General features: G+C 63.2%; 36 protein-coding genes and 1 pseudogene. 14 read left to right on the top strand and 23 right to left on the bottom strand.

Annotated elements, in window-relative coordinates:
- Nucleotides 1–168 precede the first annotated feature (168 nt).
- Nucleotides 169–783, top strand: a complete 615-nt coding sequence (locus tag ACVMIM_RS18175) for a class I SAM-dependent methyltransferase (RefSeq protein ID WP_476113661.1) — start codon at nt 169–171, stop codon at nt 781–783.
- 281 nt (nt 784–1,064) lie between these two features.
- Here the strand turns inward: ACVMIM_RS18175 and ACVMIM_RS18170 are convergent, their stop codons facing one another.
- The 10 genes from ACVMIM_RS18170 to ACVMIM_RS18125 all read right to left on the bottom strand — a co-directional run bounded on the left by ACVMIM_RS18170 (nt 1,065) and on the right by ACVMIM_RS18125 (nt 7,986).
- Nucleotides 1,065–1,190 (bottom strand): hypothetical protein, encoded by a 126-nt coding sequence (locus tag ACVMIM_RS18170; protein WP_476113659.1) that lies wholly within the window; start codon nt 1,188–1,190, stop codon nt 1,065–1,067.
- On the bottom strand, nt 1,159–1,728 hold the full coding sequence (locus ACVMIM_RS18165) for a hypothetical protein (protein WP_476113657.1): 570 nt from the start codon (nt 1,726–1,728) through the stop codon (nt 1,159–1,161). The genes ACVMIM_RS18170 and ACVMIM_RS18165 overlap by 32 nt, the downstream gene beginning before the upstream one ends.
- Nucleotides 1,729–1,874: 146 nt before the next feature.
- Entirely contained in the window at nt 1,875–2,303 is a 429-nt protein-coding gene (locus tag ACVMIM_RS18160; RefSeq protein WP_476113655.1) for a hypothetical protein, read from the bottom strand.
- The gene (locus ACVMIM_RS18155; protein WP_476113653.1) at nt 2,303–2,932 is read right to left on the bottom strand and encodes a hypothetical protein; all 630 of its coding nucleotides are present in this window, start codon (nt 2,930–2,932) and stop codon (nt 2,303–2,305) included. The genes ACVMIM_RS18160 and ACVMIM_RS18155 overlap by 1 nt, the downstream gene beginning before the upstream one ends.
- 600 nt (nt 2,933–3,532) lie before the next feature.
- Nucleotides 3,533–4,633, bottom strand: a complete 1,101-nt coding sequence (locus tag ACVMIM_RS18150; protein WP_476113651.1) for a hypothetical protein — start codon at nt 4,631–4,633, stop codon at nt 3,533–3,535.
- A gap of 428 nt (nt 4,634–5,061) precedes the next feature.
- Nucleotides 5,062–5,817 (bottom strand): phage terminase large subunit family protein, encoded by a 756-nt coding sequence (locus ACVMIM_RS18145; RefSeq protein WP_476113649.1) that lies wholly within the window; start codon nt 5,815–5,817, stop codon nt 5,062–5,064.
- A gap of 178 nt (nt 5,818–5,995) precedes the next feature.
- The gene (locus tag ACVMIM_RS18140) at nt 5,996–6,349 is read right to left on the bottom strand and encodes a hypothetical protein (RefSeq protein ID WP_476113647.1); all 354 of its coding nucleotides are present in this window, start codon (nt 6,347–6,349) and stop codon (nt 5,996–5,998) included.
- A gap of 192 nt (nt 6,350–6,541) precedes the next feature.
- The gene (locus ACVMIM_RS18135; protein ID WP_476113645.1) at nt 6,542–7,258 is read right to left on the bottom strand and encodes a terminase large subunit domain-containing protein; all 717 of its coding nucleotides are present in this window, start codon (nt 7,256–7,258) and stop codon (nt 6,542–6,544) included.
- A complete protein-coding gene (locus ACVMIM_RS18130) occupies nt 7,206–7,625 on the bottom strand; it encodes a hypothetical protein (protein ID WP_476113644.1) in 420 nt (139 codons plus the stop codon). Before ACVMIM_RS18130 ends, ACVMIM_RS18135 begins: the two co-directional genes overlap by 53 nt.
- The gene (locus ACVMIM_RS18125; protein ID WP_476113642.1) at nt 7,618–7,986 is read right to left on the bottom strand and encodes a hypothetical protein; all 369 of its coding nucleotides are present in this window, start codon (nt 7,984–7,986) and stop codon (nt 7,618–7,620) included. Before ACVMIM_RS18125 ends, ACVMIM_RS18130 begins: the two co-directional genes overlap by 8 nt.
- 374 nt (nt 7,987–8,360) lie before the next feature.
- Between ACVMIM_RS18125 and ACVMIM_RS18120 the strand changes: the two genes are divergently transcribed.
- The 4 genes from ACVMIM_RS18120 to ACVMIM_RS18105 all read left to right on the top strand — a co-directional run bounded on the left by ACVMIM_RS18120 (nt 8,361) and on the right by ACVMIM_RS18105 (nt 10,269).
- The gene (locus tag ACVMIM_RS18120) at nt 8,361–8,687 is read left to right on the top strand and encodes a hypothetical protein (protein ID WP_476113640.1); all 327 of its coding nucleotides are present in this window, start codon (nt 8,361–8,363) and stop codon (nt 8,685–8,687) included.
- Nucleotides 8,688–8,836: 149 nt separating this feature from the next.
- Nucleotides 8,837–9,379: a hypothetical protein gene (locus ACVMIM_RS18115; RefSeq protein ID WP_476113639.1), complete on the top strand. Its 543-nt coding sequence runs from the start codon at nt 8,837–8,839 to the stop codon at nt 9,377–9,379.
- Nucleotides 9,380–9,618: 239 nt separating this feature from the next.
- Nucleotides 9,619–9,888 (top strand): hypothetical protein, encoded by a 270-nt coding sequence (locus ACVMIM_RS18110; protein WP_476113637.1) that lies wholly within the window; start codon nt 9,619–9,621, stop codon nt 9,886–9,888.
- Nucleotides 9,889–9,963: 75 nt separating this feature from the next.
- Nucleotides 9,964–10,269 (top strand): hypothetical protein, encoded by a 306-nt coding sequence (locus tag ACVMIM_RS18105; RefSeq protein WP_041001284.1) that lies wholly within the window; start codon nt 9,964–9,966, stop codon nt 10,267–10,269.
- 176 nt (nt 10,270–10,445) lie between these two features.
- On the opposite strand, the gene ACVMIM_RS18100 is transcribed toward ACVMIM_RS18105, so the two are convergent.
- The gene (locus ACVMIM_RS18100) at nt 10,446–10,868 is read right to left on the bottom strand and encodes a DoxX family protein (protein WP_476113634.1); all 423 of its coding nucleotides are present in this window, start codon (nt 10,866–10,868) and stop codon (nt 10,446–10,448) included.
- A gap of 201 nt (nt 10,869–11,069) precedes the next feature.
- On the bottom strand, nt 11,070–11,861 hold the full coding sequence (locus ACVMIM_RS18095) for a tryptophan 2,3-dioxygenase family protein (RefSeq protein ID WP_476113632.1): 792 nt from the start codon (nt 11,859–11,861) through the stop codon (nt 11,070–11,072).
- Nucleotides 11,862–11,999: 138 nt separating this feature from the next.
- Here ACVMIM_RS18095 and ACVMIM_RS18090 point away from each other — a divergent pair, with 138 nt between their 5' ends.
- Nucleotides 12,000–12,473 (top strand): Lrp/AsnC family transcriptional regulator, encoded by a 474-nt coding sequence (locus ACVMIM_RS18090; protein WP_278050633.1) that lies wholly within the window; start codon nt 12,000–12,002, stop codon nt 12,471–12,473.
- Nucleotides 12,474–12,711: 238 nt separating this feature from the next.
- Here ACVMIM_RS18090 and ACVMIM_RS18085 read toward each other — a convergent pair whose 3' ends face one another.
- The 4 genes from ACVMIM_RS18085 to ACVMIM_RS18070 all read right to left on the bottom strand — a co-directional run bounded on the left by ACVMIM_RS18085 (nt 12,712) and on the right by ACVMIM_RS18070 (nt 14,926).
- The gene (locus tag ACVMIM_RS18085; protein ID WP_476113630.1) at nt 12,712–12,963 is read right to left on the bottom strand and encodes a hypothetical protein; all 252 of its coding nucleotides are present in this window, start codon (nt 12,961–12,963) and stop codon (nt 12,712–12,714) included.
- A 138-nt stretch (nt 12,964–13,101) separates the two neighbouring features.
- On the bottom strand, nt 13,102–13,455 hold the full coding sequence (locus ACVMIM_RS18080; protein WP_476113628.1) for an SPW repeat protein: 354 nt from the start codon (nt 13,453–13,455) through the stop codon (nt 13,102–13,104).
- A 121-nt stretch (nt 13,456–13,576) separates the two neighbouring features.
- Entirely contained in the window at nt 13,577–14,629 is a 1,053-nt protein-coding gene (locus ACVMIM_RS18075) for a sensor histidine kinase (RefSeq protein WP_476113626.1), read from the bottom strand.
- Between the two features lie 51 nt (nt 14,630–14,680).
- Nucleotides 14,681–14,926 carry a hypothetical protein gene (locus tag ACVMIM_RS18070; protein ID WP_041001292.1) on the bottom strand — a complete coding sequence of 82 codons (246 nt, stop codon included), beginning with the start codon at nt 14,924–14,926 and terminating at the stop codon, nt 14,681–14,683.
- Nucleotides 14,927–15,193: 267 nt separating this feature from the next.
- Between ACVMIM_RS18070 and ACVMIM_RS18065 the strand changes: the two genes are divergently transcribed.
- Entirely contained in the window at nt 15,194–15,526 is a 333-nt protein-coding gene (locus ACVMIM_RS18065; protein WP_476113625.1) for a hypothetical protein, read from the top strand.
- 15 nt (nt 15,527–15,541) lie between these two features.
- On the opposite strand, the gene ACVMIM_RS18060 is transcribed toward ACVMIM_RS18065, so the two are convergent.
- A complete protein-coding gene (locus ACVMIM_RS18060) occupies nt 15,542–15,967 on the bottom strand; it encodes an HD domain-containing protein (RefSeq protein WP_476113624.1) in 426 nt (141 codons plus the stop codon).
- Between the two features lie 304 nt (nt 15,968–16,271).
- Between ACVMIM_RS18060 and ACVMIM_RS18055 the strand changes: the two genes are divergently transcribed.
- Nucleotides 16,272–16,475 (top strand): CsbD family protein, encoded by a 204-nt coding sequence (locus ACVMIM_RS18055; protein ID WP_041001296.1) that lies wholly within the window; start codon nt 16,272–16,274, stop codon nt 16,473–16,475.
- A gap of 61 nt (nt 16,476–16,536) precedes the next feature.
- Here the strand turns inward: ACVMIM_RS18055 and ACVMIM_RS18050 are convergent, their stop codons facing one another.
- Both ACVMIM_RS18050 and ACVMIM_RS18045 read right to left on the bottom strand, forming a co-directional pair.
- On the bottom strand, nt 16,537–17,706 hold the full coding sequence (locus ACVMIM_RS18050; RefSeq protein WP_476113622.1) for a trimethylamine methyltransferase family protein: 1,170 nt from the start codon (nt 17,704–17,706) through the stop codon (nt 16,537–16,539).
- Nucleotides 17,707–18,164: 458 nt separating this feature from the next.
- Nucleotides 18,165–18,407: a hypothetical protein gene (locus tag ACVMIM_RS18045; protein WP_041001297.1), complete on the bottom strand. Its 243-nt coding sequence runs from the start codon at nt 18,405–18,407 to the stop codon at nt 18,165–18,167.
- 641 nt (nt 18,408–19,048) lie between these two features.
- Here ACVMIM_RS18045 and ACVMIM_RS18040 point away from each other — a divergent pair.
- Together ACVMIM_RS18040 and ACVMIM_RS18035 are read left to right on the top strand one after the other, a co-directional pair.
- Nucleotides 19,049–20,359, top strand: coding sequence for an NRAMP family divalent metal transporter (locus tag ACVMIM_RS18040; protein WP_476113621.1), 1,311 nt, complete (start codon nt 19,049–19,051; stop codon nt 20,357–20,359).
- Between the two features lie 133 nt (nt 20,360–20,492).
- Entirely contained in the window at nt 20,493–20,723 is a 231-nt protein-coding gene (locus ACVMIM_RS18035; protein ID WP_041001301.1) for a hypothetical protein, read from the top strand.
- 103 nt (nt 20,724–20,826) lie between these two features.
- Here ACVMIM_RS18035 and ACVMIM_RS18030 read toward each other — a convergent pair whose 3' ends face one another.
- On the bottom strand, nt 20,827–21,735 hold the full coding sequence (locus tag ACVMIM_RS18030; RefSeq protein WP_041001303.1) for a membrane protein: 909 nt from the start codon (nt 21,733–21,735) through the stop codon (nt 20,827–20,829).
- A gap of 375 nt (nt 21,736–22,110) precedes the next feature.
- On the opposite strand from ACVMIM_RS18030, the gene ACVMIM_RS18025 reads away from it, so the two are divergent.
- Complete coding sequence (locus tag ACVMIM_RS18025; RefSeq protein ID WP_041001306.1) at nt 22,111–22,296, top strand: hypothetical protein; 186 nt, start codon at nt 22,111–22,113, stop codon at nt 22,294–22,296.
- 23 nt (nt 22,297–22,319) lie between these two features.
- On the opposite strand, the gene ACVMIM_RS18020 is transcribed toward ACVMIM_RS18025, so the two are convergent.
- Together ACVMIM_RS18020 and ACVMIM_RS18015 are read right to left on the bottom strand one after the other, a co-directional pair.
- Nucleotides 22,320–22,637, bottom strand: coding sequence for a hypothetical protein (locus ACVMIM_RS18020; protein WP_041001308.1), 318 nt, complete (start codon nt 22,635–22,637; stop codon nt 22,320–22,322).
- Nucleotides 22,634–22,837, bottom strand: a pseudogene (locus ACVMIM_RS18015) (hypothetical protein); the annotation flags it as partial. The gene ACVMIM_RS18020 and the pseudogene ACVMIM_RS18015, both read right to left, overlap by 4 nt.
- 512 nt (nt 22,838–23,349) lie before the next feature.
- Here ACVMIM_RS18015 and ACVMIM_RS18010 point away from each other — a divergent pair.
- Nucleotides 23,350–23,649, top strand: a complete 300-nt coding sequence (locus ACVMIM_RS18010; RefSeq protein ID WP_041001312.1) for a DUF982 domain-containing protein — start codon at nt 23,350–23,352, stop codon at nt 23,647–23,649.
- Between the two features lie 4 nt (nt 23,650–23,653).
- Here the strand turns inward: ACVMIM_RS18010 and ACVMIM_RS18005 are convergent, their stop codons facing one another.
- Complete coding sequence (locus tag ACVMIM_RS18005) at nt 23,654–24,373, bottom strand: Crp/Fnr family transcriptional regulator (protein ID WP_041002657.1); 720 nt, start codon at nt 24,371–24,373, stop codon at nt 23,654–23,656.
- 164 nt (nt 24,374–24,537) lie between these two features.
- Here ACVMIM_RS18005 and ACVMIM_RS18000 point away from each other — a divergent pair, with 164 nt between their 5' ends.
- Nucleotides 24,538–24,771 carry a DUF6894 family protein gene (locus ACVMIM_RS18000; protein ID WP_041002659.1) on the top strand — a complete coding sequence of 78 codons (234 nt, stop codon included), beginning with the start codon at nt 24,538–24,540 and terminating at the stop codon, nt 24,769–24,771.
- A 40-nt stretch (nt 24,772–24,811) separates the two neighbouring features.
- On the top strand, nt 24,812–25,705 hold the full coding sequence (locus ACVMIM_RS17995) for an alpha/beta fold hydrolase (protein ID WP_476113618.1): 894 nt from the start codon (nt 24,812–24,814) through the stop codon (nt 25,703–25,705).
- The last annotated feature ends 46 nt before the right edge of the window (nt 25,706–25,751 follow it).

Here is a 25,751-nt window from a genome sequence, read left to right as displayed (position 1 = left end):
CGCAGAATGATCGAGCCTTATTCTGCGGGGCTGGCGCAGCCCCCTCTCCGGCCGCTAAGCGGCCACCTCTCCCCGCTTCGCGGGGCCGAGGAAAAGGCTGGGCTGTCATCTTTTGCGCACTTCTCGGTGCTATCGACGCTAACGCGGGCGGGCAGGAGGAGGTCGAAAATGACAAGCCTTGCCGGCGCGCTCAAAAATCGCGGCAAACATGCCGTGAAGCGGCTGCTTCGCTATGACGGGCGCAACTGGCTGCGCATCCGCCAGATCGAAGCCTTCAACACATTTCTTGAAGCGGCGAACCGCAAGTCGCGCGACGTGATCGAAATCTCGCCGGGCTGGAACCGCTATTGGCGGGCGCTCTGCCCCGATTATCGCTCGGTCGATTTCCCGGAATTCGACATCTGCAAGGATCGCACCGAGGAGCAATATTCGATCGTCATCGCCGACCAGGTGCTGGAGCATGTGCAGCGCCCGCAAGCGGCCGCCGCCAACATCCACGCCATGGTCAAGCCCGGCGGCTGGGCGATGGTAGCGACGCCCTTCCTGTTCCGGGTGCATGCGCGCCCGCACGACTACAACCGCTGGACGCCCGCTGGGCTGAAGCAGCTGATGGTCGAAGGCGGTTTTGGCGAAGACGACGTGCAAGCCTTCGGCTGGGGCAACAAGGCTTGCGCCCGCGCTCACATTGGAGGGCCGGTCCGCGCCTATGGCATCTGGCGGGATTTGAGCAATGACGAGGAATACCCGCTGATGGTCTGGGCATTCGCGAAGAAGGCTGCATGACCTTCCCCTTCTCCCCTCGCGGGAGAAGGTGTCGCCGAAGGCGACGGATGAGGGGGGCTCCAGCTTGACGAAAGCCTGTCCAGCAAAGGCGGCAGGAAAGACCAGCGTCTCACTCCGCTGGAGCACCTCTCATCCGTCCCGGCGCTTACGCGCCGATCCACCTTCTCCCACAAGGGGAGAAGGTGAAGACCTACCGCCTTTTCACCAGCCGCGCATGCCGCCTCCAATACCACCAGTCCAGCACGCGTCTTCGAAAACTGCGCTTCATCGCTGTCATGGCGTCAGACTCCCAGCAGCACACGGCGCTGGCCGGTGAGGTCGCTCGGCGCAAGGTCGGTCTTGACAGTGGAGAGCGTGCCCTGGCGCTGTTCGAGCTCAGCGCGAAGCGCGGCCTCTCGCGCCTGCACGTCCTTGTCCTGCGCGGTCGGCACCGGCGGCAGTGGTTTCAGTTCGGGGGGTTTTTGAAAGAGACACATGGTTCCAGCTTTCTCTTGTCCAGTCATAGAGGGAGAAATCTTCGCCGTTCTTGCCATAGGCCGGCAGGCGACAGCATTGGGTGGCGCCGAGCCTGCTTAGCCAGCGCAAGGCAAGATCATTGTTGGCAAGCGCCCTCGCCTCGACCCGCCACGCGCCTTTGGCCGCGACCTGAGGCCCGAGCACCGCATGGAAGAAGCGGGTGATCTCGGGCACGCAGCGCCTCATACGGCGCGTGCCCCAGCTCCAGGCGATCCAGAGCCCGCTCCGCTGCTCGGCCGCGCCAAAGCCGGCCTCCGGATTGCCATCGAGCTCGGCGACATAGGCAAAGCCCTGAAGCGCCGTGAGCGCGAGCAGCGCCGGCGACCAATGGTCGAGCTGGCAGTCGATCTCGGCCCGGTCCTCTGGGCGCAGATTGGCGGCGATGTAGGAAAGGTCCCGCAGCGTAGCGGGGACGATGCGGATGGGCATGGGCAGACTCCCGGCAGTCAGCAGCGACGCCTGCCAGCGATGCATTTGGTGTAGAAACTCCGACGCCCCTGGGCCTCGGCGTATGTCTCGGAATTGCCCTACGATTAATATGCCAGTGATATGCCTCGGTGAGTTTGGCGAGGATGCTATTCGTCGTCGTAAGGCTCGACTATCGCGAACGGAATGCCCAACGATTCAAGCAGATCGAGAACGCGTTCCGAAATGACGAGGCGGAAGGGTGTCGCGATGCCAAAGTCGTCTTGACCCGCCTTTCCATTCACTTTCAACCAAACGAAATGTGGTAGGTCCAGGCCGGGTTGATCCTCTTGACACTCTTCCGAGGTCGTCACCTCGGCGTCGGCGAATGTCGCGCCTGTAAAGCCCATCTTCTGCAGCGCGCGCTGGGTTTCTTCAGTGACGAGGAAACAAGGAAACGTCGCAACAATCACGTCCCCAAACCAGCCCTCTACCTCGTAGTGAAGTTTGGTTACGATGGGTGGATGAACGCTCGAGTCAAGAACCGTGTGTTCGCCAATCCCACCAGCGACGTTCGGCCGTATTTTAAAAAATCGCATCACTCACCTATTGGAGGATTGAACAGATGTCCGTATTTTTTGTCGATGTAGGTGACGTAGTCTAGCACCTGCTGACGTGTTGGCTGAGGATGCGACTCGTAAAATTCATCCCACTCTTGCCGGAAAATGACCTTATGCAAAAGGCTATCCAATTCTTTTGGGATGCCACGAAGATTCTGTAGAGAGTGCTCCTCGTCCGCAGCGACGATGCTTGGGAATCTTCTCCATATCTGTCGCTCCGCCGCATGGTGTACGATAACTTCTCCCTGCAGATTCGGGTTCGCGTCTAGAAACGTTTTACGGTAGTTTTTTGAGGCAGCCCTCCCCAACGATGCACCTTGATACTTTACCTTGGAAGGATCTCTTGCGATCGCCTTTATGATCTCAAGAACCTCAGCCTTCTTGAGATTGGCGCCCGTGCCCACACGAGAGGCGATATCCTCCGCGGCTTTGACCAGAGATTTCGTCTCAGCCGCTTGGCGAGCCACCGCAGCATCTGCGGCGAGCCCCGACTTGGCGCGCGAACCACTTGTCGCGAACTCCTCCAGCGGCTTGCCGAACTTGCCCGTCCCGCCGCGGACTATGGCCAAGCCCTTTGCAACAGCTTCGCCGGCTGCCTCTGACGCCAAGCGCCCTCCCGCAACAGCCCCCGAGCCGGGGGTGACCGGCAGTTGTTCAAGGAAGTCCCAAGGAGAATCGCGCAGGTCCCTGAGAGCCAGCCCAATGTCGTGCGGGGCGCCGGCCAGGGACTCGAAGCCTTCGCTGAGGTAATTGCCGAAATCCTCTGCGGCCTGTCGAACTGCAGACTTGGGTTTCGCCAGGAGCCGCCGAAGAAGGCGATTGCTCCCCTGTCGCCGCGGTGGTGATCGGATCGACGTCGGTTGGCTGATAAAATCCGGCTTGGTCTAGCTGTTGAGATAAAGCTTTCCTGGTCGCAGGATCGTTGGCTGCCGCCACAAGATCACCCAGGACAGTGTTCCTGTCACCCTGCGACGCGCCTTTCTCGCCGAAACCATCGGCGATGCTTCGGACCACGGCTTTCGGCAGAGGTTGGGGATTTTCGACGCCTAATTGCCGTTGCGCCGCAACCGAGAGGGCAATCGCCCGGCTGTACGCCTCCCGATCGTTGATCCCTGGCTTGCCGGCCTGGCCAGTGACTTCGCCCCACGCGGCGTCCACATCGGGAAAGACTTCCCGAACATAGCCTGCGGGATCTGCCTGCCTCTCGGCTAGAGTCTTGAGCGCAGCTGCAGCAGTGACCTGATATCGGAGGTGGTCTTCGTCGGAAGCCCTAGGGCCGGGCTCAACATCACGCAGCGCTGCGTGGATCGCCTGGTTCGGCATGGTCCGCATGCCGAAGGCTTGGCGACCGGCGTCGATTTTTCGACCGAACTCCTGATACTGATTACCGCCCTCCTCGCAGCGAAATCCGCAGCGCTTGGCATGGTGCCGGAGTAGTTGCCCGTATTGGCAATCGCGTCCGGGGCATTCTGCGAAGCGAGATCGATGTTGGCGCGCGCGTCGATCAGCCTGTTCATTGTCGCGGCGCGCGCCTGGCGGAGCAGTTGCCGAATGCCGTCGGACGATAAATCGACAAGAGGATCGGTTCCTGGATCGTCGGCTTGGCGGCTGCGCGCCACTGTTCCGCCGTTCAGCACCTCAATCGCCCGGCCAGGATCCCGCGCGATCAGCGCTTCGATGCGCGTCCTTGCCGTGTTTTCGCGCCACGCGGCTTCGGTCTGTTGCCGGCTCTCAGGGTCCAGGTTCATCTTGGCGATGAGGTCGAGGCCGGCTTGGCGAGCGGCATCGAAGGCGGCGTGGTCGTCCGGATCGCTCTTCGCGATGGTGTCGAGTTCTTCGGCCTGGGCCGCCGCCAGGTGGTCCTGCTCATACTGGGCGCGGCGCTGATTTTGCTGCATCGCCATGCGCACCGAGCCTGCCTCTCGCAAGGCGGGCTTGCGGCTGGCGAGGCCGGCGCGCAGCTCGGGCGGCGCCTGCTTCAGGAAATTGTCGAACAGCGTGTCGAAGCGGCCTTTGAGCACGACGCGCCCGGTATGCGGGTCGACCTCGCCATACATGGCGTGGTGCAGCCCCTCCCCGTCGGCCGGCGCATTGGCGGCGACATCGGCCTCGGCGCTGGCGATCTCTCCGCCCAGCCTGCGCGCCGCGATCTCGGTGTCGAAGGCCTGCTGACGCGCCATGCGGCGTTCGTAGTGAGCGGCGACCTCCTGCCAATAGGGATCGAGCGGGCCAGCCGGCCCGGCGTCGGACGCCGCATCGCCGGCATCGGGGCGGCGCTGATCGGTGAAGAGCGGGATGATGTGGACCATGTGAATGCTTCCTGGCGCGCGGATGCGCCCCCGGCAGCATGGCCGTTGCATGGCGCATCGGTTGCCGCTTTCGAGGCTGTCGGATCGAGATTTTCGGAGAGACGAGAAGGTGGCGGCGTCGCGGAATAAAAGCGCCGGCGGCAGGAGCTTCGTCATCCTAGGGCGAAGTAAGGAGCCGAGCGACGCGCGCAGGCCTTAGGATCCACGCCGCGACGCTAAACCATTGCAATGGCTACAGAATTCTGCGCCGCGGCACTCTGCGGCAGAGGTCACGGTATGGATTTCCGTCCCTTCTCCCCGTTCACGGGGAGAAGGTGCCCGAAGGGCGGATGAGGGGCAGCGCGACGTTCCGAGAAGCTGGCGCTGCCCCTTATCTGCCTACCGGCATCCTCTCCCGTGAACGGGGCGAGGAAGGCAGCTTCAGCGCCTCACCTGAAAGCCCCCAGCGGATCACTCTGTCCCGCCGGCCGCCGCGCTGCCTTGAACTCCATTGGATCAACCACGGCTTCCCGCAGCATCATCACGCCGTAGCGCGTCGCGGACATCAAATCGTCACGCAATTTGACCACCTGGCCGTTCTTTCGGTGGAACAACCTGAATTCCTCGAACCACGCGGCTAAAGTCGAAAACACCTTGAAGCGGCCGGACTGCATGCGGTCGAGCATGTCCATCAGCCCGGCCTCGACCGAGACCGAGCCGTCGGGGAAACGGGCGTGACTGGCAAGCATGTTCAGCCCATGCGCGGTATATTGTTTGGCGAGCGCAACGCCTGCGCCTTCCAGCGTTTCGCGGCGGCCGTCGCGCGGCCAGGCGAAGGGCAGCCATTCGCCCCAGGCCTTCAGCGCCAGCGCCTGCATGGCCGGCGTCTGCTGGGAGGCACGATGGGCCTTGGTCACGTAGACGACATCGGCCTCGGTATCCCAGGCAAGCTCGACCGCGGCGGAAGGGTGGTCCCAACCGAAATCGAGCGCACCGATGCGCGGCCACCAGCGCGGCAGTTTGAACGGCTCGCAGGCGATCAGTTCCTCAGGCACCGGGAAGATTCGGCCGGAGCCCAGCACCGGAATGCCTTTCGCGCGGGCTTCGCGCTCGTGCTCGGGGTAAGCTGCGATGATCTCGGCGCGTTGCTCGGGACTATAGTGCCCGGCATCGTCGATGGTCATGAAGGTAACGTGTCGGGACATGGCAACTCCAGTTCCTCGCCCGGCGAGAGCGCGCGGCGAAGCCGCGACGGAAAGGGGACGGCGCAGGCCGAATGGATGTGACGAGTCTCGCTTCGGCGAAGGTCAGAGCTATACGAAGGCCCCCTCCGGCCGCTGCGTGGCCAACTCTCCCCGCTTCACGCGGGCGAGGAAGCGGCGCTCAGCCCTTGTATCCCTCGTTGACGCAATCGTTCTTCCAGGCCCAGTCGAAATCGGCCTGCGACATGGACGAGCCGAGGCCCGGCTCGACATAGGGGCCGGCGCCGTCGATATAGACGATGAAGCGCGCTTCCTTGGTGAAGATGCCGACCTTGCTTGCGACGACGCCGCATGTCTGGCCGCTCGCGCTGTCGCCAGTGAGATCGACATGCGAGAAACTCGCCTCCGGATTGTTGATCAGGCCGCGCATCCTGGCTTCGGCCGAAGCGATCGCATCGGCGCGCCAGTCGCCGCTCGAGCCGGAGTAGGCCGAGAGCAGCGCACAAAGAAGAAGCAGGTTGGATGCAGGTCGCATGTCGGCTCCGGATCGCGGCCGGAAATTACTCGACCTTCGGTTGCGGCCAAAGCGGCATCGCAAATCATGGTTTCGGGGCGGTTTCTCCAAGCCCTGGTTCCTCGACGGAGCGGGAGGCAGCGCCGACTTTCGAGGTAAGAGCACAAGCTATTCGTAGAGCTTTTCACCTACGAAGAACCACCTCTCCGGCCGCTACGCGGCCACCTCTCCCCCGCCTTGCGGGGGCGAGGAACCCAGGGCCTGAATCGCCTCCGCGCTCAAGAACCTGAGCACCACATCGCTCATTCCGAGCAGCGGCGTGAACGTCACGATCGTGATCCCATCCGTCGCATTCGTGCGGGTCAGGCCTTCCGAATAGATATCCAGCGGCGGTTCCTCGTCGAACCAGACGCCGTGCAGCGTCTCGCCCTGCCATTTCTCGCGGCCTTTCTCGTACGACTTGAAGGAGAGCACGCTTTGGCCGGCCTGCACGTCGCCGCCACCGCCCCAGCGCACGATCACACTATCCAATGCTCCCGGCGCGCCGCGGCCCATCACCGTGCCGGCGATGGCGTCGGCCGGGATCATGCCGGTGCCCCATTCGCTCTGCTGCTGCGGCGGGCCGACCAGCACGCGCTGCGGGTTGTCGCGCGTGCCCTCGCCGGTGACGCCGGCGGCCCAGAGCCGCACCGGCTGGCCAAACACTTTGCCCACCCACCAGTCGGGATAGCGACCGGTGAGGTGCATGGCCCACTCCGCGCCCCCTGCCCTGGTCTTGCCGAGCTGGTTGCCGGCCATGAACAGGCGCTCGCGATGGCTCGCCCCTGCCGCGTGAAAGTCGGCCTGCCGTTCGTACGGCGCGTAGGCGGCAAGGAGGTTACGACGACGGCGCCGGTTCATCTCCTCGAGCAGCGCCAGATAGGTCTGCATCGCTGTCGAGGAACGGCCTGAGACTCGTTTCGAGGCCGCGGATGCGCTTGCGGATCTCCTCATCGCTCAATTGCTCGAGACTGGTTCTACCGGCGGCATCGATATTTTCCGAAAAATCCTTGGGCAGCAACGTCAGCACGACCTTGAGATACTGGTCGGGTTTTTCGGCCCTGACCGCGGCGATGACGCCGGCGCCATGGGCGCGAAAGTCGGCGCGAAGGGCGGCGGAGAAGTCATCGACCAGCGTCTTTCGCGAGCGCTTCGGGCGGCTGGGCACAGCGGCATCCACGCGAGGAGCCTGCGGCTTTCGCCCTGCCCTCTTCGCGCCAGCGGGCTTGCGCGGCACGGCCTTGTTTTCGTCAGCCATGGGCCGCGGCGTCCGATGGCGCGGCATTTGTCGCCTTCGTCTTGCGCATCTTGCGCGCCGGTTTCCTTCGCGGCTTGGCGCGGACAGACTTCCGAGATTCGAAAGCGACGGTCGGCGCGGCCATCGCCTTCAGCTTCGCCGTGACCGCACGGGCTGCCGCTGGGCCGAGGCCTTGGCGCGGAAAACCGAAACCGGCGACTGCATCGACCGTGCCGCCACGCATCATGCCGATGCGCACGCCGGCCGCGACCTGCTCGACACGGCCTGAGCTGGGCGGCAGGCTTGCGCTCTCGAATTCGCCGATGGCGCTGACGATCTGGGCGCCGTCATCGGCGGTGATGATGGTGGCGTAGCGCGGCATGGGAATCTCTGGTGGAAATGTCGGCAGTCGGGAGGCATGGCGTATTCTTCACGCGTCTCTCTGTCCTGCCAGGGCTTCGAAAGCATCGGAAAAACAAAACCCGCCGGGCGGCGGGTCATCGGCGCAAATCAGCACCATGGACAAAATAGTAGCATAGCTGCCCTCACCGGGCAATAGGTTCTAGGCAAATTTTCCTATGCTGTAAAACTCCCTCCGTCGAAACGCGTCTTCTTCCCGCAGTCCCGGCGCCGCAGCCGCAGGTTGAACCGCCAGCCGGAAGCGGGGCGGATTTTGTCGGAACCAACCTTGGTCCGATGGGTTCCACCCTTAGTCGCAACGCGACAGACAATCGTCACGCAACAGAGGAGAAGACCATGCTTACAAGGATTCTTGCAGCTTCCGCCCTGACGATCGGCCTCGCGACGGCGGCAATGGCCCAGACCGCCGGCACTAGCAGCGGCAATGACAGCGCGGGCGGCAGCGGCCAGACCATCACCGTCGACCCGAAGACGCCGGCCACTCCGTCGCCTGACCAGATGGCGCCCGATATCGGCACGACCGGCAGCGTGACCGGCGGCGACATGAACTCGAACTCCGACAAGAACTGTCCGAATACTCCGCAGACCTCCAAGGGCGACGCCAGCAACTCCACCGCCGGCACGATGCAGCCGAACGTCAACGACAAGAACTGCGGCAAGTAGGACTGCCGACAAATCTCGTCGCCCAATGGCCGTGGAAGCTAGCTCCACGGCCATTGTCTTTTGAACGGCTACCTCGCTCCAGGCGTGGAAATTCCGGCGGGGAACCATGCGGCTTCCCGACCGTTGCAAGGGGCACAAAGGAGAAACCCATGGCAGACAACGAAAGCAGCAGCGGCGGCGCGGCAAACGGCACCGGCACCCCGGGCACCAGCCCAGCCAACGCGGCCCGTCCCCGTAACGCCGCATCGCGCAGCAGCGGCGCCTCGCGCAGTGGCGGTGGATCGCGCGGCAGCGCGGCTTCCTCCAGGGCGTCCGAAGGCGCGATGAAGCGGCAGATCGCCGAATTGAAACGGGAGGTCAGCCGATTGAACCGCGCACTGGCCGACAAGGCCGAGGAGCAAGCCGAGGCCGCGAGTGGCTGGTATGAGGGTGCGGCCGAACGCGCGTCGAACCTCTATAGCGGCGCCTCCAGCCGCGCCTCCAACCTGTATAGCGGCGCATCGGATCGCGCCTCCCGCGCGGCCAGGCAATTGCGCAGCCAGGCGCAGAGCGTGTCGGAAGCAGTGCAGCAGAACCCCGGCACCTTCTCGACGGCGATGCTGATCGGCGGCGTGGTCGGTCTGCTGGCCGGCATGGCGATCAGCCGAACCGACGACCCCGAGTCGGACTGGCTGCGCCGCTGGCATCGGTAGGCATTTCCCGGTCCGGCTGCAGCGGCCCGATCGATAATGGTGGTGAGCGCAGGCTGCCTTGCGGCGGCCGCGGAAGAAAAGGCCAGGCTATCGCGCCGGGCCTTTTTCTTTCCATGTCAGGTTTTTTCCTTTCAAAGGCTGCGTTGCCCCCTTCACACCGTGCTGTGGGCCGGTTGTCCGAGGCTGGTCATTAGCCGGAGCTTATGGGATCATTCCCTGAGGGAATCGCGGAGAGCAGCATGGACAGACCTGCCATGGCATCCGTCTTTCGGATGCGGTATGTGCCTGCAAGCATTTCGGGCGTTCGCAGCCTGGGCCGGGGCCAGGCCGATCCGATCTTCCATTCGAGACCACTCGGCGAAGCGATCCGCTTCATCGCCGAAGCCGAGGGCCAGTACGACCTCAGCGCCGTCGCCGTCTCGTACGGCGACCGCCAGACGCCGCCGCTCGGCAACCGCGAGATCAGGCAGCTCTGGAACGAATATGGCGAGCGGTGGATGGAGTCTTAGTCCGCGCAAGCTTCCCCGCCCGGATCGGAAACGCCCCTCATGCGTTCTTGAGGCGAGGTCAATGGGAGGAACGCCATGAACGTCGCCAATCTCCAACTCGAGGGCCTGCTGATGGCCGTCGCCGCGATCAACCATGTGCTCGTCAAGAAAGGCGTGCTCACGGTCGAGGAAATCGACATCGCGCTGCGCAAGGCCGAAGCCGGCGAGACCGGCGAGGAGCGTTCGGAGGCGATCTCGGCCTCGAACCGCGACGCCATCAATTTCCCGATCCGGCTGCTCGAGCTCGCCAACCAGTGCCAACCGGAAGCGGACATGCCGTCCTTCTCCAAGCTGGCGCGCATGGTCGGGCAAATGAAGGAGCCGTATAACGATCAGATGTGAGGCTGCGGGAGGGCGCTTTGCGAGGACGCCGGCTCCGCCCCGCATCCACCCCACCGGGGCACGACAGCCCTGCGCTTTCGCTCTGGGCGTCATTGTTGGACAAGCCAGGCAATCGGCTTTTTCGTCCGCTAGCGCGGACCACGCCTCACCCCCGTGGAACGGGGAGAAGGAAGAGTTCACGCCCTGCCTGGCCAGCCCTGGCGCAGCGAAAGCACGCTGCCCGGGCCGTGCACGGCGGCGTAGAGCAGGCCGGCGGCGAAGGGGAAATGCGACATGAAGGCGCCGAACTCGGCCTGGTTTCCGGCCCAGTGCGAGGGGCCATGGAAGGCAAAGCCCAGGAAGGTGACATAGACCGCTCCGATCAGCGCCAGCGGCGTCAGATAAGCGCCGGTGAGGAAGGATATCACCAGCAGCGCCTCGAGGATCGCCGCGCACCAGGCCAGAAACAGCGGGAATGGAAAGCCCGCGGCGGCGATGTAACCGGCGGTGGCGCCCATATCCATGAATTTGAAAGCCACGGCCATCGCGAACATGGCGGCGAAGATCAAGCGGGCGATGAGAATGGCGGCGGTCTGCCAGGCCGATTGGGTGTTTTCCACGAGTGTCCCTCCGGGTTTGTCTGTTGATGCCCCAAGGACGGGCGAAAGGAGAGGATTCCGACAGGGGTGGGAAAAATTGTTTGGCGGGACGTGCGCCGCCCTTCCCTTCGCCCCTGTGGGAGAAGGTGGATCGGCGCGTAGCGCCGAGACGGATGAGGGTGATCCAGCGGAGTGAGACGCCGGTTTTCCCTGGAGCACCCCTCATCCGTCTCCTCCGGCGACACCAACTCCCACAAGGGAAGAAGGAGAATGGTGCCGCGGATGGCTGATCGACTCCCGCACGGTGCCGTATTCGGCGCCCCAGCGGTCGGTCATGTCGCAGCGAATGTCCCAGAGCTCGGGGAAGAAGCGGTGGCGGGCGCCGCCTTCGAGGATCTCCACCGGCCTGCCTTTCAGCGATTTGGCGCCCAGCCCGATCGAGCGGTGGATCAGATAGAGGTGGTTGGCGCGGAATTTCTGGAACAGCTCGTCGAACTCGATCAGCGCCTCGGCCACGACATAGGAATCGCCGTGATCGTAATGCTCGTCATAGATGTCCTGCACGGTTAGCCCGCGGCCGTCGAGGTAGGCATGCTTGAAGGCCCGCCAAAGATCCGGCGGCAGGCGCAGCAAGAGCTTGAAGCCCGGCGATTCCTGGCCGCTGCCATTGCCGAGCTGGAGGCGGATTTGCTGGTACTCCTTGGGCGACATCGTCTCCAGGAGATCGAGTTGCGCCGTCATCATACGCATCAGCCGGTGCACGCGGCCCATCAGTGTGACGATGCGGTGGGTGTCCTGTCTTTCCAGATAGTCCAGGACGTCGACCAGCGTATAGGCAATGAGCTTCATCCAAAGTTCCTCGACCTGGTGCACGATCTGGAACTGCAGCTCGTCGGCATTGACCATCTCGGCGAGCGGCTTCTGGCAGGCGAGCAGCCGGTCGCACTTCAGATAGACGCCGTAATCGCGCATCTCGGGCGCCTCGATGCGGGCGTGATAGTCTGTCTTGTCCATGGCTCATCCTCCTCGCGGGCGGGTTTTCGACCCAGCGACAAGGATAGCGCTTTCGGCTTGAACATTGTTCCTTTCTGTTATTCAAACTACATTAGATGAAGGACGATTGTCGGGCTTTTCTGCCATTTTGGAGAACGAATGACGCCGGACGCCCTCGACCGCAGAATAGTCGCCGCGCTTGAGCGCGACGCGCGCATCTCCTTCGGCGAACTCGCCGAGGAGGTCGGTTTGAGCAAGACACCTTGCTGGAAACGCGTGAAGGCGCTGGAAGAGGCCGGCGTTATCCGCGGCTATTCGACCCGGATCGACCCCGCCAGGATCGGCTTCGGCATCGAGGCCTTCATTCAGGTGTCGATCGACTTCGAGGTGTCGGACGCCTTCGAGGCGGCGGTGAAGAAGCACCCGCTGATCCGCCGCTGCTACGCCACCACGGGCGAAGCCGACTATCTGCTCCAGATCGTCACTGTCGACATGATGGCGCTCGACCGCATGCTGCGCGAGGAGCTGAGCCGCCTGCCCGGAGTGCGGCGCACGGTGACTTCGATGGCGATGCGCGAGATCAAGGGCGACATCTCCTTTGCCGAGGCGGCGGCGCGTGTGCTGACGGGATAAGGCAAGCGCCAAATGATTTGAGAGACGAGGAACCGCAACCGTTCCGCCGACAGCCGCCCGGCAGGCTCCGCACCTGTTCTGATCGAGACGATATCCGCTACCCGCGTACGCCCGGCGCTATTATAGACCGGTCCGATCCCGTTCTCCGATTATCCAGAAAAAGTCACGGCTTTGGCGCGACCGCGTGACATCAACGGGGCGGGATTTCAATTAGTTGCGGATGCGGCGAGGCCTGCAATTAATGGCGGATGCGGAGCATGCGCTCAGGGCCAAGGTGCGAAATGATGGCAGCGCTGGAGGAACAGCGCGCCCCCTCGTCCTGCCGGACATCTTCGCTGGCGAGCTGAGCCTTAGCGGCCGCTACCCGCGCCGTCTCGCGCTCTTTCCCCGCATCGGCCTTGCGTTTCGGGCACTCCTCGAAATCATGGTCGCGGCCGCCGCAATAAGAGCAGCATTTGGCGGGGGTTTCGGGGTGGAGTATCGGGATCATTCCCAAGAATGCACGAAAAGGTTTCCGGTTGCAGCAATTGCGTGAAGCCGCCGCAACAGCCGCCTGCCCCGTGCCCCAAAAGAGCTCAAAGCCCGAGGAGCTCGCCGCTCACGCGGCGGGCTCCCGTTCAGTCACCGCTCACGCATGCGCGTGGGGATGACGGAAGTCCCAAACGGCCCAGGCCGATGCCGCGACCACCAGCACGCCGAGAACGACATGCGTGGCCATGACACGGGTGTCAGCTGCGAAGCCTAGCAACCAGGGCGACACGATCAGCCAGAGCCCAAGAATCACGCTTGCCCATTCTTCCCACTCGGCGAACACCGAAAGCGTCGCCAGCGCCAGCGCGCCAAGCAGAACGCCGACAATCCAGGCGTTCCACGCGGGCACCATCGCCGCGGTGAATCCGATGACCCAGGGAGAGATGAACAGGCAGACCGCGAGGACCAGAGAGATCCAGTCGAGACTCTTTCTTGCTTCCATCATTGCCATGACAACCTCCATGGAAGAAGCTTGACCAAAGCAACCTATACGAGCGTGCAATCACACGCTCTGTTACATGATGTAATGCATTTTTACAAAGCTGCAAGGGAGGACCGGCCGGGCCGGCCCCTCAGCCCTTGAAATCACTTCCGTCGTCAGCGCCGAGCTGCGGCACGACTATCGCCTCGAGCGGCGCCTCAAGCGTCCACTTCAGACCCTCGGGGACGCGTTCGAGGCTGGAGGAACCGCTCAGCGACTGCGGCGCCACACGCTGCAGCACCACCGTGCCGAAACCCTTGCGATCGCCCTTCCGTTCGGATGCCATCTGCGCGGCCGTGCCGGAGGTCTCGTGCCAGACAAGATGAAAGCGCCGCTGCGCCTCGGGTCCGGTCTCGACTTTCCATGTGATTTCGATGCGGCCCCCCGAGGCCAGCGCGCCATATTTGGACGAGTTCGTGCCGAGCTCGTGGAAGGCCATGCCGAGATTCTGCACCGCATTCGACTGCAGCGTCAGAAGCGGCCCGGAAAGCGAGATGCGGTCTTCATGGCCGAAAGGCTTCAGATGCTCCTGGACAAGGTCGAACAGACTGGCGCCCGCCCATTCCGTGGTGACCAGAAGGTCGTGCGAGCGCGACAGCGCCATAATGCGGGCGCGGATCATTTCCTCGAACTCGCGGGGGTCGGTCGAGCGCTTGCTGGTTTCCCTGACCATCGACAGGATCACCGCGAACTGGTTCTTCACGCGGTGGTTGACCTCGCGCATCAAGAGCCGGATACGGCGCTCGCTTTCCTTGGCGGCGGAGATATCGCGGGCGATCTGCGAAGCGCCGATGATCTCGCCCGCGTTGTTCCTGATCGGCGAGACCGTGATCGACACCGCGATCAATGAGCCGTCCTTGCGCTTGCGCGTCGTCTCGTGGCTTCCCACACCCTCGCCCCTGCGAATGCGGCCGATGATCTCGGCCTCTTCGTTGTGCATATGCTCGGGGAGCAGCATCAGTATGGACTGGCCCACGGCCTCCTCGGCGCTGTAGCCGAACATGCGCTCGGCCGCCTGGTTCCAATCGGTAATGATGCTGTTGAGATTCTTGCCGATGATGGCGTCGTAGGAGGAATCGACAATCGCCGCGAGGCGCGCGTCGGCATGGGCGTCCTGACGAAAAATCCCCCCTGGATTGGTCATGCGCATTAGCTAGGGCCGACAGACATCAAGGCAACGTCTCGAGCGCATCTGCTATGGCTTCGAGTTTCTGGAGCCATCGCCGACCTTTCTGTCCTGGGCTATCACGCCAAAATCCTGCGACTTCGCGCCTGCGTCGGCGGTCAGGAATCCGTCCGATGCAAGCCCGCGACGCAAAAGCTCACGCACCGCAGCCGATCGGCTTGGCATGCGCTTTTCGAAACGCCAGTTCTCCAGCGCCGCCAATTCCTCGTCGGTCAGCATGATCTGCAATCTTTGCGGCCGTTCGAGTTCAGCCATGCCCGCCTCTACCACAGACAAAAATGCTACGAGTGAGTAAGTGTCTCACTATGAGCAGAAACTAGGGTTTACCACACAGGACGTCAAGGATGCCTAAGCTGTGAAAGAGGGAGCAGACTAACTATACCAACGATGCGCCGAAATCACATTTGTTGGCCTCTGCTAACTCATTGATTAGTTTCTTTTTTTGGCTTTTTTTCTTGCTATTGGCGATCGCGGGGCGCATGATTGGGATCGAGGGATAACCTCCAAGGAAGGAGGCATTCCATGTTCCGACGATTCTCCATCCGGTTGCGCGATGACGCCCACCACAGAGTTCAACAGGCTCTGCGGATCAAAGGCATCGTGAACATAATCCGGCTTTCGGAAGAGATCAGGCTGAACAACCTGGCCGAGAACATCGCCCGCGAAGACATTGAAGATCTGGTGATGCAGATTGCTCAGCTTTACGGCGCGCCGATCGAGTTCGACGATCAGGCTCTCACGGCGCTTGATTTGCCCGACATATTGGACGATGACAATCGCAATGACCTCGAAAGGGCGCTGCGAGAGCGTTGCGGAGCCGACCCGCAGGTCAACCTGCTGCAGCTCGATGACTAAGCCAGTGGGCATGCGTCAAACGGAGTGTCCACCCCTGGCGATCACGTCGCTAAGGATGCTGAGCCCGGTCTCGTAGCGGTCCGGCGCAATGCCAGCCTGATGCGCCTGCCAGAGATTGTCACGCAGGTCAGCTATTTTCACGGGCAAGGCAAGCTCGTTCGAGGCGGCACGGAGAATCGAACCCTCCTCGCTTTCGTCCATCCGTTTCGTCAGCGCGTCGACGGCCGCAACGACGGATGAACTGAAACCGGCCTGTTTGAGCCGCTCGAGGCTCCAGCCCTCGCCTTTCTCGACGACGTCATGCAGATAAGCGACGGTCTTTTCATCCAGCGTCTCGACCGAATCGGCGACGCGTCTCAGATGTTCGATATAGGGTCTGCCGGTCTTTTCCTTCTGACCACTGTGAGCCTGCTCAGCGATCTTCGCCGCACGGTGAAGCATGGTCCTTCCAATCGTCAAATTGAAGCCCGCCCCGGCGAGGGACGGCCGAGGCGGGCTGCTCGGGTCTGAACCCGGTCCGGTGGCGCGCCTTTCGCGGGGGGAGCGGGGCTGCGCGCCATCTGCATTCAAGAACATCCGCGCAGGCCGAATGTTCCCGCGACGCCCTGCAATTTTCAGGATGCACGCTCGGCGCGCCGGCATGACGCACGGCACTCCCAGGCCTGCCGGCCAAGAAACGTTCTTGCGGCAGGAACCTCGCGACCACGCCGCCGTTAGCCACCCGTGTTCAACAGGAGGTAAGGCAATGGATTGGAACCGCGTCGAAGGCAATTGGAAGCAGATGAAGGGCAAGGTCAAGGAACAGTGGGGCAAGCTCACCGACGATGACCTCGACCGCATCGCGGGAAAACGCGACCAGCTCGAAGGTAAGATCCAGGAACGCTACGGCCTCGAGAGGGACCGCGTGCGCCGCGACATCGACGACTGGTACAGCCGCCAGAGCTGGTAGAAGCCGACTGGCTAACCAGGAAGGGCGGCGTCTCGCGACGGCGCCCTTTTTGTTTGGCCGGTTAAGGCCGCGAGAGGCGGCTGCGTATTTCCATCTCGATGTCCCGTTCAAGCGGCAGCGGCGGCAAATCGGCAGGCTTGCCATGACCGAATTCAGCCAGAGCAGCGGCATCGCGGCGGAGTTTTGCGAACGACACCGTGCGGCCCTGCTCCAGCCAACCGGAGGCGTGGAGGATGAAGCTCGCTCCGGAGCCCACCGCGGCCGAGAGCACCCTGCCCCCTTCGGCACCAGACTGCGCGTCGTCGATCTTGGCCGAGGTGATCGCGCCGTCGCCCCGCACCGGCACGCCGAGCCGCCTGCCCAGCCCGGCCGCGTAGAGCTGGACGAGCTGCGAGGCCGGGTCGCCGAAATCGGGCAGCATCCGGCGCATGTCGAATGGATAGGCGAGAATGCCCATCACCGCCGGCGCGCCCGGACGCCAGAGCTGAGCCAGCGCAAGCCCGGCAAGCACCTCGGCGTAGCCCTGGATAAGCGCGCCGGCCACAGTGACGGGCGACGTCGCGCCCATCATCATGTAGGACGACACCATGCTCGCCTCGCCCTTCAATGCAATTGCCCGCAGGCACTTCAACGGGTTCGGCCAATAGGTCAGCGGCGGCGTGGCATTGATCAGGTGGAGAAGGTTGCACGCGCCGGCAGACGCCGGCCGCCCGACCGCGGCGGCGGTCAAATCGATCACCGCCTCGGCCGCCGCCGGCGAAGCGATGCTGCCCATGAACGGCTTGTCGGAGCGGCTGAGATGCGCAAGCAGCATCTCCAGCGGCCGTCGGTCTTCAGGGACGTCCTCCATGACGCAGATCATCTGCCCGGTGTTGGTGAGCCCAGGCGCGGCATGCGCGGCGGCGACAAGCTCGCCGTAGATCTGCCGGCTGCCTGCCACCCTCTCCCCGCTGTCGAGCACGACATTGGGCGCGCCGTAGATCGGCGCGAAGATGGGCGGCCCGGCGCCGCCGACCAGCGTATCCCGTGCGGGATTCCTGCCGCGCAGCAGGAACTTTGCCGGCGCATGCCGGCGTATGATGCGGCGCAGCTCGGCGCCATCCAGGCGCACGACATCCCCGGTCGCCACGCCACCGGCCTGTTTGAGAATGTCGATGGTCTGCGGATCGTCCAGGAAGCGGGTGCCCGTTTCCTCGAGAACCCTGTCCGCCGCCCTCTCGATCGTCTCCAATCCGGCATCGTCCTGTTCGGGCCGATAGGCCGCGGCAACAAAATCTGCCGCCGCGCAACATTCATTTGGCCATGAAGTCGGCATGCAACTGCCCGGCCGGCGCAAAAGGTTCGATGGGCCGGCATGCCGTAGTATCCGGATTCCGCTTGCCTTCGCGACGCTCCGGCGCGCCACCTTGCGTCGCTTTCCAGGAAGGCGCCGCCGACGGCGGCCCGGCGACACCGGCCGCACTGCGCTCCCGGCATTTCGGTGGTGCATTATGAACCGTGTCATCAGCGCGCTGCGCAACAGCGGCGTGATCGCGTGGGCGATCCATACGGTGACGATCCTCGACTGGCAGAGGCTGCAGCAGATCGCCGAATTCGATCCGATCTATCTCTCGATGACGCGCGCGAGCCGCGTTGATCGCCTACTGGAGGCATCTTCCCAAAACCGCTATGCAGTTTGGGGCAGCTGCATCATTCAGAACGCCGTTTCCGGTGCGGCGACTCCTGGTTCTCGCCGCGCAGCATCTGCCGGTCGTCGGGATCGATCAGGTCGCTCTCGGCAGGCTTCAACGTACTGCCCTTCGCGCGGGCAGCCCGTTCCTGATGCGGCCGCTTCAGCTCCTCCTCGGCATTGAAGTCCTTACCGGCGTTCTTGGTGTTGACACGCTCCTCGATGATGCGCTGCTGCTGATCATGCGTGGTCTTGCCTGCCATGCCAGTCTCTCCCATGGCTGAAAGAAATTCTCCCCACAGAGAAGCCCGTCCGGAGGGGTGAGCGGGCGGGCTTCTATCGGGAGGGACCCCGATGGCGGCGGGGGAGCCGCCGGGCACCGAACCGGACACCGGCACTTATGTTCCATTGCGGGATCGAAACGACGGAATTTCCCGACGGAGCCGAGAAATTCCGCGCGACAGCCATTGCGGCTCTGATCTTCGTCACGCTCCCGAAAGGCGCTCGGCGCCGGAGGGGCACGCTGCGCGCCGGCCCCAACAGACGGACTCGAGTTGTCGAGCTGACTGACAGGCCGCCGACGTGGCTACGCCCTGGTCCGTTCGAGTTCAGGGTTGTCGGCGGTTATCCTTGCCACCGGATTGCCGAGGCCGGCTCGCATTGAGCGGACTGCGGATGCCTGCCTCGCGCGGTTTTCGGATCGTCAGCTGGAACCTGGGCCGCCAACGAATGTGGATGAGAACCTCGGCTCGCCGTGCCGAGGTGACGGTCACTCTGGAACCGATCGTGCATCCGCCGGTTACTCTATGCCTTCGTTAGCCGGTACTTATGCAATGCGGAACAGCCGTCCCAAATTCATGGCGCACCTCGCGTTTACCGCCGACCTCGCGCCGGTGGCCTTTCCATGAGCGGAGTCGGTTCCCAAATCGATCGAGAACAAAGCAGCACTTTGGCGAAAGGTCCTTTCCAACGGTTCCTTCGCACGATCGGGCCCGGATTCATCACCGGTGCGTCCGACGACGATCCGTCCGGCATCGGAACCTACAGCCAGGCTGGCGCCCAGCTCGGTTTCAACATCGGCTGGTCGATGCTGTTCACCTTCCCGCTGATGGCGGCAATCCAGGAGATCGCCGCTCGCATTGGCCGCACCACAGGCAAGGGCATTTCGGGTAACCTCAGCCGACACTATCCGGCCCCGGTGCTTTCCGTTGTGGTGATGCTGCTGTTCGTCGCCAACGTCATCAATATCGGCGCCGATCTCAGCGCCATGGCCGACGCGTTGAAACTGCTCGTCGGCGGACCGAGGTCACTCTATGTCGTCGCTTTCGCGATCATCTGTGTCTCGGCGATCGTGTTCCTCGACTACACCCGCTACGTGTCCGTCCTCAAATGGATCACCTTGAGCCTTTTTGCGTATGTGGTCGCGATGTTCGCGGCCAATGTGCCGTGGATCGACGCGGCTAAAGGCCTCTTCATTCCGCACTTCGAATGGAGCGGGGCTTTCTTCACGACATTGCTGGCAATCCTTGGCACGACGATCTCGCCTTATCTGTTCTTCTGGCAGGCCTCCCAAGAGGTCGAAGAGGAGGAACTCAAGCTCAGCGCCGAGCCGCTGCGATGGGCACCCTGGCAAGCCACACGGGCGTTCAGGCGGATACGCGCCGACACGCTGGTCGGAATGGCCTTTTCGAACCTGATCGGCGTTGCGATCATGTTCACCACAGCCGCAACGCTCCACAAGGCGGGGGTGACGGATATCGCTTCTTCCACCGACGCGGCAAAGGCGCTGGAGCCCGTGGCCGGAAAGTTCGCCTTCATCATCTTCTCAGCAGGCATCATAGGCACCGGACTTCTGGCAGTCCCGGTACTGGCGGGTTCGGCGGCATTCGCAGTAGGCGAAGCCCTGCGCTGGCCGGTCGGCCTTCAGCGCAAGCCGAAGGAAGCAGCCGCCTTCTACGCCACGCTCGCCGCGGCGACCGCTCTTGGCACCAGGATCATGTTTACTCCGATCGACCCGATCAAGGCGCTTTACTGGAGCGCCGTGATAAACGGCATGTGCGCTGTGCCGGTCATGGTCATGATGATGCTGATGGCTGCCGGTAAGGATATCATGGGAGAATTCCCGGTCCAAGGTTGGCTGCGTGCGCTGGGCTGGCTATCGACATTGGCAATGGGTATGTCGTCGGTCGGCCTGATCATTCAATGGTTCTTGTGAGGGCCGCGCCCGCTGCGGCACCTAACGCGGAAAGACGGTCGACGCCTGAGCTGCAACCCACCAGGCAGCTGGAGGACAGTGCGCGGATGGAACCTTGGTCAGCATTGATTATTTACTTCGAAGGCGGGCCAGCATGACCAGATCGTCGCTTCATCTGCTCAAGGGTACAGGCTATCTGATCTCCACGGTGAGCGTGATCCTGCTGGTGATCGTCAGTTGGGATGGCGCCTCGAAAAGTCCATTGCTGACAGCGTCTCTCCTCGGGGGAGCCGCCACCTCGATTGTCGGCATGTTCTGTCGCTGGCTCTCCTACGAGATCGAGAAACGGCAGGAAGAGCGGCGGGAGGGCCAGCAGGCTCAGTGAGGCCGCCGCATCGGCGTTTGTCGTAGGGATCACGCGTATAGACGCCCGCCGGTGAAGCCCGCGGGCGCATTCCAATGATAGCTGCCGAACAGCCCGGGCTGTGTCATCGGCGAACGAAAAGCGCTTCGTCTTCGTCACGTTGCCTGCCGCCGAGCGCGCCGGCGACGCTGGCAATGAAAGCTCCAACGATCATCGACAGGGCGCCGACGAGCGCGAAGGTGGCACCTGCCTTTCTGACGGTGTCGGCGGCCGCCTTCGCCTTGTTCTTGGCGTCTTCGACCCCCGCAAGCACGGTATCGACGCGTTTGGCGGCATCGGCCTGCGAAAGCCCGGTGCGGGAAGCTACCAGCTTCGCAAGATAGGCTTTGTCGTCGGCCGAGACCTCGCCCTTGGCGGCGCTCGCCACAAGGATGCGTGTTGCCTGCGCCGTCGTGCCGACGTCATTCTGGCCAGCCGGGGCGACGGTACCGGTGTCTGCAGGGCGGAAGAGTTGGTCGACGAAGTAACCCAAGGTGTTGTTGTCGGTTGCGGCGGCGTCATTCGCGGCCGCCGACGAAGCACCCGCGGCCGCGCCTGCCGCGACGTTGGCCCCCGCTTGCACGCCCGCGCCGATTGTTGCGGACAAGGCAGAGCCGAACACGCCGGCAACCAGCAGCGTCGCCAGCGCCCACGCCAGAAATCCATGCGCGGTATCGCGGAAGTAGACTTCGTTGTCATGAATGCCGACCCATTTCGTCCGTAGCCGGCCGGTCAAGTAGCCGCCCAGCCCGGCCGACAGCCATTGCACGACGATCAGCCACACGGCGGCCGAAACCGCAAAAGTGGTGGCCGAGGCGCTGGCACCGGTCCAGGGCGAAACCATGGTTAGCCCCAACCCGGAGCCGATCAGCATCAACACCACCGTCAGTGTCGCCGCGGCGAAGGCTCCGGCGACGATCGGACCCCAACTCACTGCGGAAGAGGAAGACTCGGTCGCGCCGGAAAGCTCGACGTCGGTTACAGCGGGATTCATCGCACATCTCCTACCGCGCAAACAGCATAAGCAGGATGATGATCGGGATCGGAACCCCCAGCAGCCAAAGCAATATACCTCGTCCCATAGTAACCTCCTGTTGCTGTCGAGACGAATACCAATTCGCAGAACTGGCTTTCGTTCCTAAGGTCTAGTGATGGAGATCGACGGAACGTCCCGACTTTGGAGCTCGCTGACTCTGCCGATGCCGCGGAAACTCCTTCGGAACAAGTAGCGGCTCGGCATGTTCGGCAGCGGGAAGGTCAGAGCGGCCGCAAGCCCCAATGGACGCTGTCAAAACCGATGGCGATTTTGCAACAGGACACAGTGGATATATAATTAGCTGACTAAATGATTCATGGGCACGGTGAGCCGATGGCCAAGAAGAAAAGCAGACAGGTCCTCGCAGGCATTTCAGAAGCATCTCGCGCTGAAATCCTCGAGGCCGCTTATTTTGCCCGCAAATGCGGTCTCACTCGCGACGAGGCATTGCGGATGATCCGCGAAGCCCACAGCTTGCCAGCCGTCAAGCCGGCCGAGGGCGGGAAGCGCGAAAACTAATCTTTCGTTTGAAGATTTGGGTCTTATTGACCCGTCTGCGGCGGCACCTGGCCGGGCTTGATCACCGGCATGTCACTGCCGGTCGGCGGCGGCCGGGCCGCGTTCTTGTCGCCGGTCGGCGGCGGCTTCAGCACGCCGCCGCAATTGCCAAGCTGCTTCGACAGTTCATCCGTATCGGCCTCTTGCTTCTGTTTCTGCCGCTGGTCGTTGGGTTCGGGCTTGGCCTGACAGTTCTGCGCCTGCTGATCCTTCGGTTGCTCGTCCAGCGGCTGGGCGGTCTGCGCAGCCGCGGGCAGAGCGGAAGTCAGAACGAAGGCCGCGATGAGAAGCGCTTTGTTCATAGTATCCTCCCCTTGGTCAGTGCTCGTGGGGCCGAGATCGGCGAGACCAGGACCACAGAGGCCGGCGCGATCTCGTCCAGCCGGGCGGGTTGCTTTATCGTCGAGTCGGCGCCGAACTGCGAAACGTCTTCCGCTTGCTTTTCGGGCGGATTGAGCGGCCTCCGGACCGGACCGGGCGCGACCACGTTGACGCCGATGCCCGAGAGACAACGCATGTCGTCAGAAAAGGTTGGCCAGGTTCATCGCACACCGCCAGGAGCTTCGGCCTACATCAAAGTTAAATGCGGCCGCTCGGCCATGGTGCTAACCCTTCGTCATTTGGGGGGACTCTTCGGGAGGAGTCCCATGGATGTTCGAGCTCTCATCGGTACGCTCTCGGCTGCTTTGCTGCGCCGCCGTGCCGCCGCACCGCCGATCCCAGCCAGGGTGATCCGCGCCTCGCTGGCGGATATCCCGCTCAGGCCGAGACCGCGTCCGCCACACCGGCCGGCGCCTCCTGCCCGGCCCGCAAGCAATATGTAACCTCAGCACCGCCAGGCGAATGCAACCGACTGGCCAAGTCATCGTTTACGGCCATCCCCAACCTTGTGGTGCACCATGAAATCCTTGCCTATGAATCCGCTTCTTGTCTTTGTCGCCGCCATGACCACGGCCGCGCCCTTTGTCGGCCTTGTCTGGCGAACGGGCGAATGGTTCGGATGGTGATCAACCGATGAGCCGTTTCCTGCCGCTCACCATTCGCTTCGTCAGCGGCGGCACGATGGTGGTCACCACGGTCGCAGAGGCCAAGAAGGCGCTCGCCGGTACCTGGAAGAACAAGGAAGCACCGGACTATCTCAAGGCGGCGCGGTTGGTGGACGACGCGATCGCGGGCAGCTGCCGGCCGTCCGTCGCTTTTGCCGCCTTCAAGAAGGCCGCCGCGCAGCAGGGGCTGCTGAAATCCGCACAGCCAAGTGCGGCGCTGACCATGCTGGACGAGCTCTGGTCGAGCTCCAAGAAGCCGCACAGCTAGAGAGCTATCTCGGCTCGCGCACCATGCTGAGATAGGTCGGATCGAACTCGGCGATCGTAACCAGCCGCTCCCAGTCGAGGATCGTGATCATATGGTTCGTCCAGTTGATGACATTCATGCGTCGCAGCGTGCCAATCACCCGGTTCATGTGGACCACGGACAGGCCGAGCACGTCGGCCAGTTGAGCCTGGGACAGCGGCAGGTAAAAACTCATCTCGCGCGTCTTCTTCACCACCTGTAGCCGGATAAACAGCTCGCATATCAGATGCGCGAGGTGGGAGAGCTTGGAGCGGCGTCCCATCGCCACGATCCACTCGCGATGGATGGCGCCGTCGACGAGCGTGTCGAGCCACAACAGCCGGGTGAGATGCGGTGCCTGCTCGGTGATCGTCTTGAGCTTGCTATGCTCCGCTGCAGCCACATGGCAGGGCGACAACGCGACGATGCCGTGATCCATGGTCTTGAGCAGGAAGGCATGAAGGTCAACGAAATCGCCGGCGACCTGCAGCGAGGTGAATTGGCGGCCGCCGTCCTCCAACACCCTGTAGCGGGCAGCCAACCCGTCTATGATCAGCGTGCTGTAGGTCGGTCTGGTTCCCTCCGAGACGATGTCCTCACCGACGTCGACATACTTCTCTATCGAGATCGTGGAAGTAAGCAGCGCTTTCTCTTCCTCCGAGAGGGCGTCGTGCTGGCTGAGATTGAGGTATAGCGATTCCAGCAATTCGGCCTCTCCGTTGCAACGGCTAACGCGGCAGACCGAGGCTGGTTGCAGGCGGCCACCCGCCCAGAGCCGGCGCGACGTGGATTTTTCCCTCGATATCTGCGGCTTGGAACCATGACCGCGCTGGTGAATTGAACCTCGAAATTTCCGGGGACGACGTGCCGATGGAACGCTTCTATTTCGACCTTTACAACGCGGACCACAGCCAGGAAGACGCCGAGGGGCAGCTCTTTCCCAGCCGGGAGAGCGCCGGCATGGAGGCGCTGCGCATCCTGCACGACGTCGCTCGCGACGAGATGCCGGGCGGCAGGCATCTCAACATCATTGTCAAAGTGCTGGACGAAAAGCGCGACCAGATTTTCGAAGCGTCGCTGACATTGGATTCCGCCTGGACGTGAGGCGGTCGACGCTGTCGGCGCCAGCCTCCGGAGACAAGCAATGTTTGAGGATTTCGACAGCCGCGAGATCGACACCGGCGAAGCAAGGATCTTCGCCCGGCACGCCGGCAGCGGACCCGGCCTGCTCCTGCTGCACGGTTTCCCCGAAACCCACGCGATGTGGCGCGAGGTGGCTCCTGGCCTGGCACGGGATTTCACCGTCGTCTGCGCCGATCTGCGCGGCTATGGGCAAAGCTCCTGCCCGCCCTCGGCCGCCGACCATGCGCCCTATGCCAAGCGCGCCATGGCCGCCGACATGATCGTTCTGATGGAGACATTCGGCTTTCGCCGCTTCATGGTAGCGGGTCATGATCGCGGCGGGCGCGTCGCCTACAGGCTGGCGCTCGACCACCCGGACCGTGTCGAGAAGCTCGCCGTGCTCGACGTCATCCCCACCGCCGATGCCTGGGACCGCGCCGATGACAGGTTGGCACTCGGCTACTGGCCGTGGTCGCTGCTGGCGCAGCCCGAGCCGCTGCCGGAGACGATGCTTGCGGGCGCCGCCGATGCCATCGTCGACAATGCGCTCTCCGGCTGGGGATCGTCGCCCGACGCGTTCCCGCCCGGAGTGCGGCAACTCTATATTGGTGCGCTACGCGACGTGGCGCACATCCATGCGATTTGCGAAGAATATCGCGCGGCGGCTTCCCTCGATCGCGAGCATGACCGGGCCGACAGGGAGGCCGGCCGGCGCATCACCTGCCCGCTGCTGGCGCTATGGAGCGAGCATGGGGCGCTGGCCGAATGGTATGCGCAGGAAGGCGGCCCGGAGGCGCTGTGGCGGGACTGGGCGGACGACGTCAGCGGCGGCGCCTTGCCCGGCGGTCACTTCTTTCCGGAGGAGTCGCCGATCGAAACGGCTGCGACGCTCGGCGCCTTCTTTTCCGGAAGATAGAACGCGCTTTGTGGGAGTTGGCGCGGGCTGACCAAGCGCCTGGCCG

This window comes from Mesorhizobium sp. USDA 4413, assembly GCF_056280365.1.
Note: the sequence above shows the minus strand (reverse complement) of the source record. Positions and strands in the feature narration are given on the sequence as shown.